Below are 15,580 nucleotides of genomic sequence, written 5' to 3' on the forward strand. Positions count from 1 at the left end.
CCGTATTCCTCGGATTTGTCAGCGTCAATGCGCACCTGCCCGGGGGGGCGCTGCCACCACACCAGCACCACGCACCTCCAGCCGGACTTCGTCCAGCACCTTGCCCTGGGCATCCGTGATCTGCACGACATGCCGCCCAGGCCACGGCATCCAGGCCACCCGAGGCCCCCGGCCCAGGGTTTTGCCGTCCAGCCGCCACTGCACCGCGTCGCCCGTGGCGGTGAACTGCAGGCGCTGGCGCATCGGCGGGATGTCCGGGTCCAGCGCGATCACCGTGCCGGACGCCGGGGCGGTGATGCGGGCAGAGGCACCGGCAGGAGGCGCCGTAGGGTTCGAGGCAGCGTTTTTGGAGGATTTTTGGCCGGATGCGCTAGCGGAATATGGCTCGGAAGCTATTGAATCAATAGCAAACAAAGACTGCTGCGTGCCAGGTACAAACCATTCGTCGCGCGCAGCTTCCAGTGGCTGGGGGACGCCTGCAGACGGCGGCTGGCCCGGACCAAACCGCACAGCCGCCCTGACCAGGCCCCCAGGGGCCTTGGGGGCCCGGCTGGGCTCGCGGGCGTGCAGAAAGCCCATCACCGCTGCCCAGATGGGCGCTGCACCACTGGTGCCGCTGACCTCGTGCATGGCCGCGCCACTCGCATTGCCCACCCACACGCCCACCGTGTAGCGCTCGGACCAGCCCACCGCCCAGTTGTCGCGCATATCCTTGCTGGTGCCGGTTTTCACGGCCGTCCAGAAGCGGGTGGCCAACACGCTGTCGGTGCCAAAGGTGCGGGCGCGTGCATTGCCGTCGGACAGGATGTCGCCCACGATGTAGGCAGCACGTGGGTCGATGGCCGGGGCCGCGGCGCTCACCCGCCCGCCATTGGCAAGCGTGGCTGCAACAGGACTCGCCCGCCCGCCGTTGGCGAGCGTGACTGCAACAGGACTGGCACGCCCGCCGTTGGCGAGCGTGCGATAGGCATTGGTCAGGTGCAGCAGCGGTACCTCGGGGCTGCCCAGTGCCAGGCTGTAGCCAAAGTAGTCGCCACTTTCACGCAGCGGCAATCCCATGGCCCCGAGCTGCCGGTGGAACGCATCGGGCGTGACCATGACCAGCGTGCGCACGGCGGGCACGTTGAGCGACGCCGCCAGTGCCGTGCGCCCGGACACCCAGCCCTTGAACTGGCGGTCATAGTTCTGCGGAATGTATAGCCCGCCCGCCGTGGTGATCTGCGCGGGCGAGTCCTCCACCAGCGAGGCCGCCGTGAGCCGCCGCTCCGCAATCGCCTGGGCGTACAAGAACGGCTTGAGCGTGGAGCCCGGCTGGCGCAACGCCAGCACCCCATCGACCTCGCTGGCCTGGCTGAGCTGGCCGGACGAGCCGACCCAGGCCAGCACCGCGCCCGTGGCGTTGTCCAGCACCAGCACCGCGCCGTCTTCCACGTGGCGCCCGCGCAACTCGCGCAGGTGCTGCTGCAGGCTCTGCATGGCAAAACGCTGCAACGGCGCGCGCAGGGTGGTGGCCACCCGCTCGGGCACAACGCTGTCCTTTTCCCGCTGGCGCAGCAGGTAGCGTGCAAAGTGCGGCGCCACCCCCTCGCTCGCCTCGAAGGCACGGCGTTGTAGTGCGGCCGTGGTGAACAGATCCAGCGCATCGCAATCCACGCGCACCGCCGGTGCAGCGGGCGAGGCGGGGGTGGAAGGGCGCTGCTGCATGTCGCGCAGCACGCCGCAGGCACGCTGTGCCACCAGCGCAGGCCTTGCGTTGGGCGCGCGCACCAGGGCCGCTGCCACCGCGGCTTCGCGGTCGTCCAGACCGTGTGCCGCCTTGCCAAACAGGGTGCGGCTCAGGGCATCGATGCCCACCAGCTCGCTGCGAAACGGCACCAGGTTGAGGTACGCCTCCAGGATCTGGTCCTTGCGCCAGCGCCGGTCCAGCACCTGGGCGGCCACGGTCTGGCCGACCTTCTGCACCACCGTGCGCCCCCCGGGACCCTGGCGCCAGTCCCCATCCAGCAGACCCGCGAGCTGCATGGTGATGGTGCTGGCCCCGCGTGTACGCTGGTTCCACAGGTTGCCCCAGGCGGCGGCCGAGGCCGCACGCCAGTCCACGCCGCTGTGTTCAAAAAACCGCTTGTCTTCGCTGAGCACGAGCGCCTGGCGCAGCGCGGGCGACACATCGGCCAGTGGCACCCACTGGCCACGCCGCACGGTGGCGTCGGTGCGCAAGCGCTGCAGCACCTCGCCTTCGCGAGAGAGGATCAGGGTGTCCGAGGGCTTGAAGTCCGCGCGCACCTCGTCAAACGTGGGAATGGCCCAGGCGCCCGAGGCGCAGGCCGCCAGCACCAGAGCGGCGGCCTGTGTGCGCATGCGCAAGGTGACGAAGAAAGCGAAAGGAAAGAACACAAACGCACAGAAATGAAAGCGCCATCAGCGCGCTGCGCGCAGGCGCACGGCGTCGCACCAGCGCTGCGCCACGCCCGGCACGGTGACACACACCGCGTCGTGCGTGGCGGTGGTCACGGCGCGCTCCAGCAGCTGGATGTCGGCCTCGTGCTGGCGCGCCACATGCGGGTCCTCAAAGAAAACCGCCCGGTGGCAACGGCGCTCCAGCACCAGGTCGGCAATCTGCGCGTCGCCACCCAGCGGCCCGCTGTTGAAGCGCTGCACCCAGGGCTGCCCCTCGGGCCAACCCTTGCTCCACGCCAGGGCGTTCAGTCGCTGGCCCGTGGTGCCAGTGGCCACCCGGTGGCGAAACCGCGACAGCACATCAAAGTTGCGATCCGCGAAGTCGAGCATGGCCTGTTTGCACGCGTCGTGCGCAATCAGCGCCAGCGTCTGGTTGCCATGGTCATGAAACCGGTCGGCCTGTGGGTCGGGCGCCAGCCCGGCGTGGATGCGCTCCATCTCGATCCAGTCGCGTGCGCTGGCCACGGTGGAGAGAAACGGCTTGCCATGGATCACGCACTGCCGCTTGAGGGCCAGCGCCTCGGGGAAGATGGAAGAAGGGTCCACAGGGTCGGTGAGGTAGATCGCGCCATCGAGCGTGCGCCCTTCCCCCATGCCCACCACCTCTGCCACCACTTTCATCAGCCCACCGTCGCGCCCGTAGGGATAGCGCACTAGCGGGCGGTACCCCTGCAGCATGCCCGCAGCGACGATGGCATCGTGCGTGCGACCCACGGCGTGCAGCCCCAGCTGCAGTTCCCGGATGCCCGCCTCGCAGGCGCGCAACCAGGAAAAGAGCGCCGCGTCTTCGGTGTGGTGGTGCAGGCGGTTGGCAGCGAGACCCAGGATCATGGTGGGGTGACTTTCTGAAAACGAAGGGATCTGAACATCGTAAGCGCCTCACGACTCAACGATCGGAGTGCTCACGGTCAAACCGCCCCTCGGCCTCGGTCAGGTGGCGCAGCAGCACGTGCGAGATCAGGTTGACGCCGATGCCGCCGAACACCACCGGCAGCAGGTACAGCGCAATCGTCAGCTCGGAACTGAACCACACATCGTCGGCCAGCGACGGCGTGCTCTTGGCCTGTGCTGCCATGGACTGCAGCAGGTACACATCCACCCCCGCGATCAGCACCAGGGCCACACCAAACCCCAGCACCGCCCAGCGCGAGATCGACCGGGTGACCAGCAGCAGCGCATAAATGCCCACCGGCAGCACCAGCGAGAACCCCACCAGCAGCCAGAACCGCAGCTCCAGAAAAACGCTGAGGCTCATGGCATGCAGGCCTGGCGTGGGCGATGGGCGTAGCGGTGCATGGCGACGTTATGACGAAGTGGCGTTGGGGTGTGGCGACTTATTTGGCCACCTGCACCTTCACCCGTGCGTTGGGCAACTCGCCAAACATCTCGGGCGCATACATGGCCTCGACGCGGCTCGGTGGCAGCGCAAAGTCGCCCGCGTTGTTCAGGCGCAAGGTGTACTCCATCTTGACGGTGCCCTTGGGCAGGTACTCGTAGTAGCTGCGGAAGGACTCAAAACTGCGCTCCTCGAACGCGGACCAGCCGGCGCCGCTCTTCTTCTCGCCCTGCGTGGCGATCTCGGAATCGCGGCCCAGGCCGCTGCCCAGGATGGTGGCGCCACCCGGGATGGGGTCGGTGATGGCCACCCAGGTCATGTCGGCCGTGGCGTTGACCTCCAGCGTCACCCGCAGCACGTCGCCCCGCGTGTACTGGCCGGCGGGCAGCGACTTGTTGGCCTGCTCCACCGGGGTGATGGTCTTCTTGATCGCATAGCCCGCCGCGAACGGGGCCTTGAGATCAATGGCCGCCACGGATTGCAGCGTGAGCCAGGGCTTGCCCGGGCCCTGGTGCGTGACGGCCAGCTGCTCCTTGCCGCCCGCCTTGCCCGCAGCACTTGCCCAAGGCAGGAACATGCCGTTGTTCTTGAGGTTGCCGGGCGATGCGGGTGCACCAAACCAGGTGATCTGATTGGGGGCGCCGGTGGCGTCCGACGCCTTCACGCGGTCCACCTTGCTCCAGTCCACGCTGGCGGTGTTGCCACCCATGCTGGCCTTGGTGGTGCCCGACACGGGTGTGGCCTCGAATTTGGCGCTGAATTTTTCCAGCGCCAGGCCGCCCCACAGGTTGGCGGTGGTGGTGTGCCAGGCGCCTGCCTGCTGGCGGCTGATAAAACCGTTGGCCAGGCGGCCCATGTCGTCCTTCCAGGCCGGGTCGTCCATCACGGCCAGCATCAGGCGGGCAGTGTTCACGTCGCCGTTCTGCATCAGCCACCACCAATAGTCGTCCTGCTCGTTGCTGAAGATGAGCTTGGTGCCCTGGAACGACAGGCGGCCGCGCAGGATCTGCATCGCCTCGGCCAGGCGCTTGTCGCGCTCGGGCACATCGGCCACGCGCTTCAAGACATTGACCCAGTCGATCACCGTGTGGGTGGGCCACTGGTTGGGCGCGATGGTGATGCTGCTCACCATGCGGCCCTGGGCCTTGCCGTAGCGCGACAGCGCTTCGAGCGCAGCCACCTTGCGCATGTCCAGGTCCTTGCGCGGGCTCCAGAAGTTGCGCTGGATGCGGCCTTCCACAAACGCGATCAGGCCACGCTCCATGGGCGCGCGGGCCTCGTCGGGCAGTGCAAACGCGGGGTTGATGCTGGCGGCCTCGTGCGTGGCGGCCAGCACATAGGCCGTCAGGGTGTCGCTGCCCCGGTTGGCGTCGCCGTCGCGCGGCGGGAAGTAATTGGCCAGGCCATCGCTGTCGAGGTAGGTGGGCAACTGCGCCACCACGGTCTGCCACAGCGCGCCATCACGCAGGCCCACGGCCTTGCTGGTCTTTTGCTCCAGGCAGGCAAACGGGTAGCGCGCCCACCAGTCGCGCACGCCGGGCAGGCCTTCGGCCAGCTTGGGCTGCAGCGACATCTTGAGGCCGCCCCGGCCGGGCAATGCGTCGGCAGGTGGGTTCACATCGAGGTTGTAGCTACCGTCCACCTGCACCAGCGTGGCCTGCTGCACCGTGAGCGGCACCGCCTGCACGATGCGCTGGCGGGCCTTGAGGGCGTCGCGGGCGCCACTGACCTGGTCCTTGGCTTCGATCTCCCACAGGATGGCCTCGGCGCGCGTCTGCGCCAGTTGCGCTGGGGCCGTCACGTCCCAGGCCACCTCACGCGCCTCTCCCGCCGGGATGTCGATGGTCTGTGGCTTCAGCTCCAGCAGCGTGGCGCGCGGCGCCACCTCCACCTTCATCGCGGCCTTGGTGGTGTTGCGCAGCGTGATCTGCGCGCGGAACTGGTCGTCCTCACGCACCAGCGGCGGCAGGCCGCTGATGATCTGCAGGTCTTGCGTGGCGCGGATGCTGGTGCTGCCGGTGCCAAACAGCCCGGTGGACGCATCGGCCACCGCCACGATCTTGAAGGTGGTCAGCGCATCGTTGAGCGGCACGGTGACCTTGGCCTGGCCGTTGGCGTCGAGCTTGAGCGCGGGCTCCCACAGCAGCAGCGTGTCCAGCAGCTCGCGCGTGGGCGACTTGCCCCCACCGCCGCCGGCGGGCACGGCCTTCTTGCCGTAGTGGCGCCGGCCGATGATTTCCATCTGCGCGGTCGATGTCTCCACACCCCAGCTGCGGCGCTGCAGCATGGCTTCGAGCAGGTTCCAGCTGTTGTTGGGCATCAGCTCCAGCAGCGCCTGGTCCACAGCGGCCAGGGCCACTTCGGCATTGGCGGCGGGCTTGCCGCCCGGCAGCGTGGCGGTGATGGTGACCTGGGCCTTGCCGCGCACGGCATAGCTCTCCTTGTCAGCCTGCACCTTCACATCGATCTGGTGGGCCTGCGTGCCCACGCGAATTTCAGCCACGCCCAGGCGGTAGGCGGGCTTGGACAAGTCCACCAGCGCGGTGGGCGCCTGGTATTCCTTGCCTTCGTACCAGAACGAGGTCCACCACTCGCGCGGCGCCTTGAAACCCCAGGTGAAGAAGCTGTACCACGGCACCTCGCGCAGGCGCCCCCGCAAGGCCAGCACGCTCACGTAGACATTGGGGCCCCAGTCGGGCTGCACCTTCAGGCTCACCGTGGGGTCCTGGCCGTTGAGCTGCACCACCTGCGTGTCGATGATGCCCTCGCGCTCCACGGCTACCAGGGCCGTGGCAAAGCGGAACGGCATGCGCACCTGGAACTTGGCGGTCTCGCCGGGCTGGTAGCTCTTCTTCTCGGCCAGCAGATCGATGCGGTCATGGTCTTCGCCGCCAAACCACAGCTCGCCCTGGCGCGTGACCCACACCGACGAAGCGGCCACGCTGGTGTTGCCGTCCTTGTCCGTGGCCGTGACCACCAGTTCCACCTCGCCCGCCTCGTCGAGCTTGGCCTCGCACAGCAACAGGCCGCGCGCGTCGCTTTTGCCGCTGCACAGCGTGCCCAGGTCCTTGGTATCGGTCTGGTTGTCGTAGCTGTAGAAGCCACCCACCATGCGCTTGCGCGTGGTGGTGGTGATGCGGGCCATGGCCTGCACCTGCAGCGAGGTGTCGGCCGCCGGCTTGCCGTTGTGCTGCAGCGCCAGCGCCTGGAAGCGGATCTTCTGGCGCGCAGACACCCAGCCCTCGGTCTTGATGCCTGCCACCACACCGGAGGGCCACAGCGTCTGCGTGCTGCGCAGGGTCTGCACCTCGCCATTGGGGTCGGCGTAGGTGGCCTCCAGCAGCAGTTCCTGCGGCTGGCGGGCCTGGGGCACATTGTCGATGGTGACCTTGCCCGCACCGTTCTTGTCCAGCGTGAGGGGCAGCTTGTCGGCAATCACGCGTGCATCCTGACTGGCGGTGGCCTCTTCGTCGTCGCTATTGGCGCTGCTCTGCTCGCGCTTGCGGGGCGGGTTGAAGCGGAAGGTGTCGTAGTCGCTGAACTCCAGGGACTTGCCACGCACCAGGGCCGAGACGCGCACCGGCAGGTTGGCCGCGCCGCCACCGGCCACGTAGTTGATCTGCACGTCGGTGGGCACCGACCGCACGCGCACCAGTGCCTTTTTCTCGACCGGGGCGATGCGGCCTTCCAGCACGGGCAGGCGGAACTCCTCCACGCGGAACGAGCCCGACGCTAGGCTGCCATTCACCGTGCCGTTGCCCCCCAGCTCGACCTGGTACACGCCCAGCTTGGCAGCGGGCGGAATCGCAAAGGTGCTTTGTGCACTGAGCCCCCCGGTGGCCGTGCCGCGCCACACCAGGGGTTGGGTGAACTGCTGGCCGCTGCCCAAGTGGGTGATGACGAGGGTGTCGGGACGCGATGCCGACAGGGCAAAACCCTGGCGCGTTTCAGCGCGCAGCAGGTGCTTCATCGACACGGTTTCGCCCGCGCGGAACAGCGTGCGATCAAAGATGGTGTGGACACGCTCGTCCGGCGAGGGTGCCCGGCTGGTGGGCACATTGAAGCGCCAGGGCTCGATGCCCCGCTGCCAGTCGCTCCAGGTGAAGGCCATGTCTTCCACGCCATCCACGCCCTTGTGGCGGGCGCTCACAAAGTACGACTGGCCGACCTCCTCCTCAGAATTGGAATTGCAGCCCGGCGGCTCTGGCGAGAGCCCTTCGATACGGGCTACGCCCTGGGCATCGGTGGTGGCGTTGGCCAGTTCATTGCCCCGGCAGTCCGACACGCGCACCGTGGCGCCCTGCACGGGCTGGCCCTTGTCCAGCGTGGTGACCCAGGCCATGGCGTTTTCGCGGCCCAGCTTGAAATGCACGCCCAGGTTGGTCACCAGCGCCGAGGTGCGCACGTACATCGTGCGGCCTTCGCCATGGCGGTCGTCCAGCAGCGAGGCGCCGAGCTTTTGCGACGCGATCTCCACCACATGGAAGCCGGGTGTGAGCGGAATGCCCACCACCTCGAACGGGCGCGGGTCGTTGCTCGATGGCTTGGGCAGGTCCAGCGTCTTGACGCCGCCCTTGCCTGCCAGCAGCGACAGCATGCGCGACTGCACGTATTCCTTGTCGTCATCCAGCACCTTGGGCAGGGGGCCGGTCACGTCCTGGCGCGCCTGCTTGCGGTTGACCACGTAACTGTCATAGCGCTGCACCTTGCGAAACCAGGCAATGATGTCCGCGTCGGTGCGGGGCTTGAGCGTGCTCACCTTGCCCGCCGGTACGGTGGCTGTCCCAACACCTGCTTGCAGGCCCTGCACGCGCAGGGCAGCCTCCACGTTGCGCAGCGTCACGGGCAGCAGCGCAGGCGGGTTGTCCGACGCAGGGCCTTCGGCAAAACGCTCCACGATGCCAAAAGGCGCCGCTGCAAACTTGGCCAGCGGCGGCATGCCGCCGGTGGACACCTTGAGCGGGAAGTTGTCCGCATTGCGCAGCGCGCGGCCCGAGGCGTCCTTGAAGTCCTTGGGCAGCTCGATGGTGAAAGCGGTGTTCTCGGCCAGCGGCGCGTTGAACTGCAGGCTGTTGACCAGGGCATCGGCCTGGGCACCTTCTGCGCCGCCATCGATCTGGGGCTTGAGGGTTTCCTTGGCGGACTTGAGGCGAATGGCAGCCGCCAGCTTGCGCGGCACGGGCGCATTGAACGACAGCATCATCGGCCGGATCGGCAGGCAGGCAGCCTGGGCGTTTTCGCGCTCGCAGCTGAACTCGGCCGAGAACGGCTCACGCACCTTGAAGTCAAAGCGTTTTTCCACCGTGTTGGCGACTCCGCTGGGGGTGGCCACCCCCTTGCCGAACACGATCTGCATGCGCGAGCCCGAGGTGAACCGGCGGTTGCAGGCCAGCGTGGCAAAGGACAGGGGCTCGCGTGCTGCGTCTTTCTCCAGGCCCAGGCCCTTGAGGATTTCGGCGCGCTGCGCCCCTTCGATCAAACGCACGGGGATGCGCTCGCCCACGCCTTCGGCCGTGCACCACACGTTGCTCTGCACGCTGGCCGTGGTGGCAGGACCATTGAGGAACAGCACAAAGAACTGCTCTTCGTCGATCTGCTCGTAGGTGCTGGGGCGGAGGTTCTGCACAAATGGCCCACCGCTATTGAACTGATAGCTCTTGGCGCCCGTCAGTTCTGCGCCAGCGGGCGATTTGAAGCCCGGCTTGACGCTGGCGGTGCAACGAACGCCTGGCGGCAGGTCGCGCTCGAAGTCAAACACCCACTCGCGCTCGCCAGTCCAGCGGCCCGTGCCCTTGGTCACACTGGCGTCGCTGCAGCTCAGGCTCAGGGGAGCGGCCGCCTTGGGGTCCCCAAAATTGACCGCTGCAGCGTCGAACTTGGCCACCACCTGGCGCACGCGCGCCACCTCGCCCTGGGGCGAGAAGCTGGTGATCTGCAGGGCCTGGGCCCCCCAGGCCACCAGAGACAGGCTGGCGGCCAACATCCATTTTTTTGCGTTCACGCTATCCCCTACGAAGGAACCAGCAAGCGTAACAAAGTGCCATGTCGCCCGGGTGTGTGTTGCAAGCACTTACGTATCGGCCGGGCAAGCCGTCATCACGCGCGCCCGACGACGCGCCGATGGGGCCATGTCCTACCCGCTGGGAACGCTCAGCGCCCAAAGATGGTGGCTTCGTTTTACCCCACGCACCACCCAGGAGCGCCCATGGCACGACCCCCTACCTCGCGCAGCGCGGCCCACAAATCGCCTTCTGCCCTGCCTTCTTCCACCCAGTCCGATAACTTTCGCGGCAACGCGGGCGAGCTGCAGCAACAGGCGGGCGGCAAACACCCGGTGCTGACCACGCAGCAGGGTATTCCGGTTGCCGACAACCAGAACTCGCTGCGCACTGCGCCGCGCGGCCCCACGCTACTCGAAGACTTCATCCTGCGCGAGAAGATCACGCACTTTGACCATGAACGCATTCCCGAGCGCATCGTGCATGCACGGGGCACGGCAGCCCATGGTTTCTTTGAACTCACGCACTCGCTCAAGAAGTACACCACCGCCAAGGTGCTGACCGACATCGGTGTACAGACCCCTGTATTCACCCGCTTTTCGACCGTGGCCGGGGGCGCAGGCTCGGTGGACACGCCGCGCGATGTGCGCGGCTTTGCCGTCAAGTTCTACACACCCGAAGGCAACTGGGACCTGGTGGGCAACAACATCCCCGTGTTCTTCATCCAGGACGCGATGAAGTTCCCGGACCTGGTGCACGCCGTGAAGATGGAGCCCGACCGGGGCTTTCCGCAGGCGGCCAGCGCGCACGACACCTTCTGGGACTTTGTCTCGCTGATGCCCGAAACCCTGCACATGGTGATGTGGGCCATGAGCGACCGCACCATTCCCCGCAGCCTGCGCATGATGGAAGGTTTTGGCGTGCACAGCTTCCGCCTGCTGAACGCGGCGGGCGAGAGCACGTTTGTGAAGTTCCACTGGCGGCCCAAGCTGGGCATCCAGTCCACCGTGTGGGACGAGGCCGTCAAGCTGCAATCGGCCGACAACGACTACCACCGGCGCGACCTGTTCGAAGCCATCGAGGCGGGCGACTTTCCCGAGTGGGAGCTGTCTGTGCAGCTGTTCACTGAGCAGGATGCCGAACGCTTTCCGTTTGACCATCTCGACCCCACCAAGCTCATCCCCGAAGAACTGGTGCCCCTGCAGCCCATCGGCCGCATGGTGCTCAACCGCTGGCCCGACAACTTTTTCGCCGAGACCGAGCAGGTGGCGTTCTGCCCCGCCAACGTGCCGCCCGGCATCGACTTCAGCAACGACCCCCTGCTGCAGGGCCGCCTGTTCTCGTACCTGGACACGCAGCTGTCGCGCCTGGGCGGGCCCAACTTTGCGCAGATCCCCATCAACGCCCCCAAGTGCCCGTTCCACAACATGCAGCGCGACGGGCACATGCAGATGCAGGTGCCCAAGGGCCGCGTCAACTACGAACCCAGCAGCCTGCAGCCTGACACGCCCCGCGCCTCGCTCGCGCAAGGCTTTCGCCACTTCGCGCAGGCCGACGATGGCGTGAAGGGCCGCGTGCGCGCCGAGAGTTTTGCCGACCACTACAGCCAGGCGCGCATGTTCTACCGCAGCCAGAGCCCGCTGGAGCAGGCCCACATGGCCTCGGCGCTGGTGTTCGAGCTGTCCAAGGTGGGCACACCCCATGTGCGCGAAGCCGTGGTGGGACATCTGCTGCATGTGGACGCAGACCTGGCCCAGCGCGTGGCCGATGGCCTGGGGCTGCCAGCACTGCCCCCTGCCCCGGCCACCACCGAGCCGGTGCAGGACCTGCCCCTGTCGCCCGCCCTGCGCATCATCGACCGCATGAAGCCCACGCTGCAGGGCCGGTGCATCGGCATCCTGGTGGCCGACGGCTCCAACGGCGGCTCGGTGGCCAACCTGCGCAAGGCGCTGGAGAAAGTCGGCGCCACCGTGAAGATCGTGGCCCCCAAGGTGGGCGGTGCCGTGCTGAAAGACGGCACGCTGCTGCCCGCCGATGGCCAGCTGGCGGGTACACCATCGGTGGTGTTTGACGCCGTGGCCTCCATCCTGTCGCCCGACATGGGCGCACAGCTGGCCAAGGAGGCGGCGGCTGTGGACTGGTTCCGCGACGCGTTCGGCCACCTCAAGGCCATTGCCGCCTGCAAGGGCACGCGGGCCATCCTGCAGGCCGGGGGCATCGAGCCCGATGCAGGCGTGGTGGACCCGGCCGATGCCCAGGGCTTCATCGCCGCCGCCCAGACCCGCCAGTGGGAGCGCGAACCCAAAGTGCGCACGCTGGCCTGAAGCACCACCTTTTCGTTCACCCCACCACCCCAAGGAGCCCCCATGCCCAAAAGCCACTACGACAGTCATCAACTCGACGACCTCGTCCTGCAGATGATGGAGACCGAACTCGGCGGCGAACAGGTGTACCGCACCGCCCTCACCTGCGCCATCAACCCCGACCTGAAGAAGGAATGGCAAGGTTATCTGGAAGAAACGCTGGCGCACCAGAACGTGGTGCGCGGCATCTGCGATGCGCTGGGCCTGGACCCTGATACGCAGTCGCCCACGCGGGCCGTGGTCAAGCACATTGGCACGTCCCTGGTGCAGGCGATGCAGCTGGCCAAAAAGTCTGGCAGCCCCGACGCCGCACAGCTGGTGGCCTGCGAATGTGTGGTGCACGCGGAGACCAAGGATCACGCCAACTGGGAACTGCTGGGCCAGGTCGCCAAGGTGGCCACGGGCGATGTGGGCCACACCCTCAAGGTAGCGCACAAGGCCGTGGAAAAAGACGAGGACCACCACCTGTACCACACCAAAGGCTGGTGCCGCGAGCTGGCCATTCAGGCCCTGGGCATGCCCGCCGTGCTGCCCCCGCCCGAGGAGGTCAAGAACGTGGAGACCGCCATTGGCGCATCGCGCGCCGAGCAGCAGCGCACGGCCATGCTGTGACCGGGTTGCGGGGCTGCACGACGACAGGCCCCGTGGCAGCAAACGCTCCTAAAAATATAGCTGCAAGCGCTTTATTTACTAGCGCCTGCAGCTATTTTTGCTTGATTTCCATGCAAAACATGCTTCTCAGGCCAAGGGCGGGGTCTCCTGCGGCAACTCTGCAGCGCCGGGGGCTTCGGCCAATGTGGCCAGCCCTTTGCCGCTGCGCTTGCTGGTGTACAGCGCCCGGTCCGCCCGGTCCATGAGCGCGGGCATGGATTCCACAGCAGGGCCCTGGAACAAAGCGACCCCAACGCTTGCGCCGGTCAGCACGTGTTGGCCACTGTCGAGTCCGATGGGCGCCACCAGCGCTGCCAGCACCTTGTGGGCCAGTTCCATGGCGGCCTCCGGGGACGCCACAGCGTTCAGCACCAGGGCAAATTCGTCGCCGCCCAGTCGGGCGGCGGTGTCATTGGCACGGGCCAGCCCGGCCAGACGCTGCGCCACACGCACCAGCACCTGATCGCCACTGCCGTGCCCCAGACTGTCATTGACCGCCTTGAAACCATCCAGGTCCACCAGCAACAACGCGCCAGCGCGGTGGTCACGGTAGGCCGTCAGCACCGCCTGCGACAAGCGGTCTTCAAACAGGCGCCGGTTGGGCAGCCCCGTCAGGCGGTCATGGCTGGCCAGGGCCAGCACCTGCTGGTGGGCGCGCACCAGCCGAGCGCTCAACAGCCCCAGCACCAGCGCGAACGCGTAGGCCAGCATCACCACCAGCGCAGGTGCACGGCCTGCGGCCCCCCACCCGCCCGTGGGGACCGCGCCCAGGATCCAGCTGCCGCCACCCGGCAAGGGCACATCGAGCGTGGCCGGCTCCTCGTCGAACAACTGAGGGCGGCCGATGAACACCGCGCCCTGCGCGCCCATGGCGTCCAGTCCACGTGCCGCCACCTGAAAACCCATCTGGTCCGAGTTCAGGCCCACGTCGGCGAACAGGGTGTCGGCATTGACGGTGAGCGACACGATGCCCCAGTAACGGGGCCCACCCACCGGTGCACGCCCCGGCGGATGCGCCAGAAACACCGGCGTGCGGCTGATGATGCCGAGCCCCCCTTGCACCAGCGGAATGGGACCTGCAACGACGGTGCGGCGGGTCTGGATGGCCCGCTCCACCGCACCACGCTGCTGCGGGTTGTCCAGGTACCGCAGGCCAATCGCTCGCTCATTGCCCACGCGCGGGTACACATCGCTGATGACGTTGTCGGGCGCCAGAGCCAGGTTGCGGATATTGCGCTGGTGCTCCAGCAGGCGGCCCACCACGGTGGCAAAGATGTCGGGCGACATGCTGCCTTGTGCGGCAATGAAGGCGGACACCGTTTCGGGCACCGACAGCGTGCTCTGCAATTGCCTGTCCAGGCGGTCGCGGATCTGCAGCAGGTGGCTTTGCGCCTGCGCAGCAATCTCGGTCCGCGCCTTGGTGTGTGAGATATCGATGACCACCCAGGCCAGCGAGGCGGCCAGCATGCTGCTGCACACACCCACCGCGAGGGGCAGGTACCGGTGATGGATCCAGTTCGAAGGAAGGCGGCTGGTGGGCATGAAGAAGGTCCGGGATGGGTGCCGGATGGTGCCATGGTCTGTGCAGACCGGCCAGCACCGACTGCGCTGGGGCTGGCCGCTGGGATGGCATCCAGGTCGGTCAGTGCAAGGGCCTCACGTAGGCCCCTCAGGGGACGCACCGCCCGCGCTGCGAATCCGGGCGGCGGTCAGGTGTATGACCCGCCGCCCGCTCGACGGCCCTTACTGCGCCACAAACCCGCTGGTCTTGATGATGCGCGTCCAGGCCTCGGTGTAGGCCTTCTCGCGCGTGGCCAGTTGCTGGGGCGACATGTAGCCCACCGTCAGGCCCATGGCGGTGAGGTGCTCGCGCACATCGGGCTGGGCCACCACCTTGGCCAGCGCGTTCGAGAAGTCGGTGATGAACTTTTGCGGCGTGCCGGTGGGTGCGTAGATGCCGTAGTACGGCAGGTCTTCAAAGCCCTTGAGACCCATCTCGTCGAACGTGGGCACATCGGGCATGGAGGCCTGGCGCTTGGTGCCCAGCACGCCCACCACGCGCACCTTGCCGGCCTTGTGGTTTTCCATGAAGTCCTGCACCGAGGCCACGCCCGCGCTGATCTGGTTACCCAGCATGTCAGCCATCATGGGGGCGCTGCCCCGGTACGGTGCCGAGACCAGGTCCAGCTGGTACTTTTGCCCCACCAGCTTGACCAGAAACTCTGGAGTGGAAGCTGGCGCAGGAATACCCACCGCGCCCTTGCTGCCACCGGCCGTCTTGACCCACTGCACGTACTCGGAGAACGACTTGGCCGGCGTGCCGCCCGACACGGCAAACGCATTCACAAACGTGGCAAAACCGCCCACCGCCACGAAGTCGCGCGCGGGTTCGTAGCCGGGGTTCTTCACCACCTGGGGCAGGATGGAGATGGTGTGGTCGTGCGTGAGGAACAGCGTGGTGCCATCGGGCGCCGAGGCCTTGAGGGTCTGCGCGGCAATCTGGCCGCCCGCGCCGGGGCGGTTTTCCACCACCACGGGCTGGCCCAGCTCGTCCTTGAGCTTCTCGGACAGCGTGCGCGCGATGGCGTCCGTACCGCCGCCGGGCGGAAAACCCACGAGCATGCGGATGGGCTTGGCCTGCTGGGCAGACGCCAGGCCCACGGCCAATGCGGCCCCCACAAAGGCACCCGTGCGCACAAGGCGGGACAGCAGGCTGCGGCGAGGAGTTGTCATGAAAAAGCTCCAGGGTAGAAGGTCAAGCGGCAGTGCAAAGA

8 protein-coding genes are annotated in these 15,580 nt (G+C 67.2%); 2 read left to right on the top strand and 6 right to left on the bottom strand.

The genetic code is table 11. From position 1 onward, the window contains the following. Positions 1-24 precede the first annotated feature (24 nt). The 4 genes from pbpC to C8C96_RS20605 form a co-directional block, all read right to left on the bottom strand. Complete coding sequence (gene pbpC / locus C8C96_RS20590) at positions 25-2,358, bottom strand: penicillin-binding protein 1C (protein WP_121944116.1); 2,334 nt, start codon at positions 2,356-2,358, stop codon at positions 25-27. A gap of 60 nt (positions 2,359-2,418) precedes the next feature. After that, positions 2,419-3,288, bottom strand: a complete 870-nt coding sequence (locus C8C96_RS20595) for a methylglyoxal synthase (protein WP_121943471.1) — start codon at positions 3,286-3,288, stop codon at positions 2,419-2,421. 55 nt (positions 3,289-3,343) lie between these two features. Then, complete coding sequence (locus tag C8C96_RS20600) at positions 3,344-3,712, bottom strand: hypothetical protein (RefSeq protein ID WP_056747520.1); 369 nt, start codon at positions 3,710-3,712, stop codon at positions 3,344-3,346. A gap of 79 nt (positions 3,713-3,791) precedes the next feature. Beyond that, a complete protein-coding gene (locus tag C8C96_RS20605; RefSeq protein ID WP_121943473.1) occupies positions 3,792-9,776 on the bottom strand; it encodes an alpha-2-macroglobulin in 5,985 nt (1,994 codons plus the stop codon). 222 nt (positions 9,777-9,998) lie between these two features. On the opposite strand from C8C96_RS20605, the gene C8C96_RS20610 reads away from it, so the two are divergent. Together C8C96_RS20610 and C8C96_RS20615 are read left to right on the top strand one after the other, a co-directional pair. Next, complete coding sequence (locus C8C96_RS20610; RefSeq protein ID WP_121943474.1) at positions 9,999-12,116, top strand: catalase; 2,118 nt, start codon at positions 9,999-10,001, stop codon at positions 12,114-12,116. A gap of 42 nt (positions 12,117-12,158) precedes the next feature. Beyond that, positions 12,159-12,767, top strand: a complete 609-nt coding sequence (locus C8C96_RS20615; RefSeq protein WP_056061194.1) for a hypothetical protein — start codon at positions 12,159-12,161, stop codon at positions 12,765-12,767. Positions 12,768-12,893: 126 nt separating this feature from the next. Here C8C96_RS20615 and C8C96_RS20620 read toward each other — a convergent pair whose 3' ends face one another. Beyond that, the gene (locus tag C8C96_RS20620; protein ID WP_121943475.1) at positions 12,894-14,348 is read right to left on the bottom strand and encodes a diguanylate cyclase domain-containing protein; all 1,455 of its coding nucleotides are present in this window, start codon (positions 14,346-14,348) and stop codon (positions 12,894-12,896) included. 201 nt (positions 14,349-14,549) lie between these two features. Further along, positions 14,550-15,539: a Bug family tripartite tricarboxylate transporter substrate binding protein gene (locus C8C96_RS20625; protein WP_121943476.1), complete on the bottom strand. Its 990-nt coding sequence runs from the start codon at positions 15,537-15,539 to the stop codon at positions 14,550-14,552. Between the last annotated feature and the right edge of the window lie 41 nt (positions 15,540-15,580).

It is taken from the genome of Acidovorax sp. 100, assembly GCF_003688355.1.
In the GTDB taxonomy this organism is placed as follows: domain Bacteria; phylum Pseudomonadota; class Gammaproteobacteria; order Burkholderiales; family Burkholderiaceae_C; genus Acidovorax; species Acidovorax delafieldii.